This is a genomic window from Rhodothermales bacterium (assembly GCA_013002345.1).
Taxonomy (GTDB): Bacteria; Bacteroidota; Rhodothermia; order Rhodothermales; family JABDKH01; genus JABDKH01.
Map to the genome: position 1 here is coordinate 1 of JABDKH010000228.1, position 3356 is coordinate 3356.

The window sequence follows — 3356 nt, forward strand, 5'->3', positions numbered from 1 at the left end:
CAGTAGCCCTTCGCGCCACGCAAAAAAAACGGCACCTCCGAGGAGGTGCCGTTGATACAGTAAGTATCAGGTATTAGGAGAACTTAGGTGTTCTCACCGAAGCGCATCGTGAACTCGAGGCCCCAAGCTGCGGGACGCTCGAAGAAGCGCGTGTAGACACCGCTACGGTTCTCCTGACAGCGGAACAGGATCTCTTCGTCCGTGATGTTGTAGCCGAAGAGTGCTGCCTGCCAGTTGCCCTGAGGCGGCTCGTAGGAGATGCGGGCACGCCATTTGTTGAGCTGATCCTGATGACACATCGGTGATTTCTCACCCTCTGCGAGACCAGGCCACCACTCCATCCCAGCCTGTGCGTACAAGCCAAGCTGCGGTGTCAGCGTACCACCGTTGCCGAGCTGGAACGCGTGCTCGATCGTCGCGGTCAGCGACCACTCAGGCGTGCGGTTCTGGATCTGCGTCAGCTCCGGTGTCACCAAGTTACCAGTGACGAAGTCCGTGTACTGGAACTCAGCGTACTCGAAGTCCAACCAACCTGCATCGATCGACAGGAAGCCGCCGTCCCATGGCTGGGCACGGAGCTCGAACTCGATTCCGCTGACGTCGACGTCCGCAGCGTTCGCAGCGTATGCCAGGTTCGGATCGGGACCGTACAGACCGTCAGGATTGTCGATCAGGATCTGCTCCTGCTTATCCGTGTAGTCCATGATGAAGTAATCCATCGCAAGACGCAGATTGCCGTCGAGCAGTGTCCCCTTGAAGCCGATCTCGTAGTTCGTGACGTACTCCGGATTGAACGGCACCAGCGACGCAACGAGTGCCTGGCCTTCTGCGGTGAAGTTACCGCTGTACGGGTTCAGCTCGTCGTTGAACGCGCCCGTCAGATAGCCTTCCGAGATCGTGCCGTAGATGATACCGCTGTCGATCGTATCGCCCGGCGTCAGGTGACGCGTGAGACTGAACGTACCGGTGGTCTCGCTGTAGCTCGTTTGCGAATCGCCGACGAATCCGTTATTGAGCAGCGTGCTTCGGTTCATGACGAAGACCGGGTCACAGGGTAGAGCTACGCTGTCAATCCGATGGCCGCTGTTATCGCAGTTTTGAACCGCCAACCCAGAACCACCTGGCTCGACATTCACGAGCGTGCGATCGTCTTCCATGGCGCGTAGGCCGACGGCGACACTCCAATCGTCGTTGATATCGATATCGAGATGCCCGTAAACGGCAGTCGACTCGCCGCCAACGAGGTTCGCGTTCCAGAACGACCGGCGAAGGCCGCCGCTTTGCTGACCATCAATCGTGTTGGGCAAACGATGGAAGAACGTGCCGGTCCCGTTACCGCTACAGGTGACGTCGTCGTCATTCATGCCGTTGATCGTGCCAATGTTGATGCCGTCATCGGCGGTGCCGAGGATTTCATCCACACCGGGGTTGTTCGGCAACGTATTGACGCCGTTCGGATCGAACGCAGCCTGCCAGGCATTGACGCAACTCTGATCGCCACTTCCGGCTAGATCGTCGAAGTAGTAGATACCGGTCGTCAAATTGACACGGTCGCTAAGCTGGCCGTTGAAGATGACCTCGAACTCATCCGTCTCTCGAAACACACCGGCGCTGCCGCTTTTCGTCGGGATATTTCCGATATGATCGAAAATGCCGGGGCCGAAATCGCGATCCTGCCAATAGTTGTAGTTCGTGTCACGGGTAGCGTACTTGATCTGCACGTTCGCGTCCTCGAACGCTCCGAGGGCACCGTCGGAGACCCAGGTCGCGTCGAGAATGAACATCTCGTTATCGACATAGGAGTGGGGATCCGCATCCTGGTAGGACTGGTAGACGTCACCGGAGTCGAAGTCTTCGGCACAGGAGTTGAGCCACGCCGCAGTGGCGCCCGGATACCACCCATCGGGGCGCAGATCGGAGCCACCAGGACCGATCGTTCCGCCCTGCTGGGTCGTGCGGTACGGCGTATGGTCATTACGACTACCCCACGGATCGAGGCCGAAGCCGTCGTTAAACGGACCGGGACCCGTATACATGACATCATCGGCGGTGCCGAAAATCAGATCGGGACCTGCGAACATCGCTCCCGCTCCATCGGTGATGGGATCGCCGTCACGGTCGACTTGACGGGTCAGGAGGTCGTACAGCTCTTGGTCAGGCCGCGCGACACACTGGCCGCCCTGGTTGTCGTCACGATCGTAGGACGCGAGGATCTTCGTATCGATGGTCCAGCTGTCGTTAGGCTCCCAGCGCAATGCCAGACCGATGCTCTCCTGGTCCGTACCACCCATGTCCGAGCCGTCTCTCTTGTTGGTATAGAAACCGTCGGTCGTCTCCGTCGCATAGTTGCCGCGGAAGTACAGGTTGTCCGTGATCGGCGTGTTGAGCATTGCACGGATGCCGGTCTCGCCGAAGCTCGCCGCGCGCAGCGTGACGTAGCTCTCGAATTCAGGACCCGGCTTCGCCGTGATCAGGCTCAGCGCACCGCCGGTCGTGTTCTTACCGAACAACGTGCCCTGCGGACCGCGCAGCACCTCGACGCGGTCGATATCCACGGTGCTCATGAACGCACCGAGGCTGCCGGACATATAGTGGCCGTCCACGTACATGCCAACGCCGAAGACCTGCGCCGGATTCGAGAATCCGCCGCCGATGCCACGCACGTAGAAGCGCGTGTCGTTCTGGCGTTGATCTTCCTGCAGCACGACGTTCGGCGCGAAGTCCGTGATCTGCTGGATGTTGTAGATGCCCTGGGCCTGCATGGCGTCAGCGGTGATGGCCTGGACAGCCATCGGAATCTCTTGAAGGCTTTCCTCACGCCTTCGCGCTGTAACCACGACTTCCTCGAGCATCGCCGCGGCGGCTGCAGACTGTTGCGCAACAGCCTCCCCCGATAGCGACAGCATTGCCAATCCTGGCAATGCAGACCCCAGTATTAGGGGTAAATGTCGTTTCCGTTTCATTTAGTATTTCTCCGAGCGATATCGCTGTTGTGACGGGTCATGGCTCTGCGATTGAAAGTCGGGCCGATCGCCCCCCCCCTGCCTAGCCAGCCATAAGACACGCGTCCGCCACCCGTCACGAAGTTGGCAGTCCGCATGAATTCGTAAGAATCGAAAGTATCGGTGTCGGTAACACCATTCTGGAGTGACCGGTGCATTACGACCGGTATCGAACTGTTGAGCAAAAACGACAGATGAGCCTGTCGGTCTCGTTGCGTCAAGGTATCCCCCTTGGACCTGGCTTGCGCCGAGGCCTATAAGAACGTAGCTCGGGGTTCGTTGTCAAGGCGTTCGGGCCGTTATTCGGGCAGTCATGTGGCTAATACGCAACAGACTGGAGCGGCCGTGAATCCC

At 59.0% G+C, this 3356-nt stretch carries 1 protein-coding gene; it reads right to left on the bottom strand.

Features of this window, described 5'->3' with window-relative positions; translation table 11 throughout:
* Window positions 1-83 precede the first annotated feature (83 nt).
* The gene (locus HKN37_11435; protein ID NNE47261.1) at window positions 84-2921 is read right to left on the bottom strand and encodes a TonB-dependent receptor; all 2838 of its coding nucleotides are present in this window, start codon (window positions 2919-2921) and stop codon (window positions 84-86) included.
* Window positions 2922-3356: the final 435 nt, after the last annotated feature.